We start from the raw sequence: 1,593 nt of genomic DNA, 5'->3' as shown, positions 1-1,593 counted from the left end.
TTTACCAGCAAAACAACGGTTCTTAAATGAGCAGGATTTTACTCAATCTGCTTGACGTGGGGAGTCATACCAACGCTGCCAGCACGCGCTGTTTTGTAGTGAAGGCGAAGCCGCAGCGGAGAAACAGTCGCCTTGGCTGGCCTTGTTAGCCTTCATGCTTAACCTCTAACTTTGCATCGTCAAATAAGGTAACAAAGCCTTTTTCTTCTGATAGCTTTAAAAATACTGACAACCCTATTTCAGTAATCTCACTTGGAAACTTCTCAAAACCGGTTGTAACAGAAAAATTCAAACTTCCGGATTGTTCATCCTTAATAATTTGTTGAGTTTCGATAAAGTTTTTAACCGCTTCATCTGAGAGTTTCAGAGTATATTCAGTCTTTCCCGCTGATTTTGAGAAAAAACCAGCTACCGGCGCAATCTTTTCTTCGCGAAGCAAAAGTAATGGAAACTTAAACTCTCTCATTCCTTTTTCAGTGGTTAGTTCAAGCGCCAATTCCGCACTATCTACATCTGCTCGAACAGGCTCATCAACGTGTATTTTTGCTCTAAGAACTTGAGGCTGAATGGTAATAAAATCATCTTTACCAAATGAACGAAATTCGAGCATTGTGCCAACTGGGACACTAGCGCAACTGCTTAATAAAACGGAAAATAAAATAACAGCAAATCTAATCATTAAAACTGTCCTTGTCTTTGAAGGCTAACGAGCCTGTAGAAAAACCTGTTAAGAGCACAGCATTTCTATCCCGGCTATTCTGTTTATTATTTGTTAGCGACTTTGCATGCTTTTGGTGGGAATTTCAAGGCAAGATTTATTGGATGTCATTTCACTTAAACAACAGCTTTAGCTGGTGTTATTGAGTGCTATCGCCTGGCTTTTTACCCTAACTTCCCGTACCGGCTTACTTTCTCTAAGTTATGTACCAGACAATACAACTGCCATTGGCCTTGCACCTTGGTTTTGCCGCACAAGCTAAACCGGTTCAGCCGTTTATTGGTACCGATATTGCCAAACACTGGCTCTACAACCGACATTCGATGGCTGTAAATCTGCTTACCGGCTTCACTATCTACCCTTTGCTTCATCCAGTCAGTGTAATTAGGCGGGGCATTGGCTTTGAGTATGAATGACACCTGCCGACCGCTGCCTTTTCGGTGATTGGCAGACTCTGGCGTTTGCATGCATTGCTCTTTTAAATCGCAGTTGCGGCATTGCAATAATCTGCCGCTAAACAACACCCGCTGTCGGCCATTTGTTTCAGTTCTTATCCCCCAGCTTGTTAATTCATTACCCGCAGGGCAGATACAGGTCATTGCTATTGGGTCAAACGTAAAAGCACTGGAGGGGATAATGGCTTTCTGCCCCTTAGCTGTCGGAATATGCCGTTTGCCGTATTTTTGCTTTTGTTCACTAAACTTAGGGTCACGTTTTCTAAACTGGTTATCCGGGATGTAGCCATTAATGTTTTGCTGGTATAGATAGCTGTTGTTGGCTTCGTTGGCAAAGCCGGTATCGGCCGTGACTATGGTGTTATTGGCAAAGATGTTGTCGCTAATCCCCATACTTTTATAGCGCTGTTTTATCTTTTC

General features: G+C 42.7%; 2 protein-coding genes. Both read right to left on the bottom strand.

Features of this window, described 5'->3' with window-relative positions:
- Positions 1-145: 145 nt before the first annotated feature.
- Positions 146-679 carry a putative periplasmic lipoprotein gene (locus tag ORJ00_RS18935; RefSeq protein WP_305975621.1) on the bottom strand — a complete coding sequence of 178 codons (534 nt, stop codon included), beginning with the start codon at positions 677-679 and terminating at the stop codon, positions 146-148.
- 203 nt (positions 680-882) lie between these two features.
- Positions 883-1,593 (bottom strand): transposase (locus ORJ00_RS18930; protein WP_306140553.1); only part of this gene is annotated, 711 nt, incomplete at its 5' end.

Source organism: Rheinheimera baltica, from assembly GCF_030731985.1.
In the GTDB taxonomy this organism is placed as follows: domain Bacteria; phylum Pseudomonadota; class Gammaproteobacteria; order Enterobacterales; family Alteromonadaceae; genus Alishewanella; species Alishewanella baltica.
The sequence above is the reverse complement of the archived record's forward strand: the minus strand, read 5'-3'. Positions and strand labels throughout refer to the sequence as shown.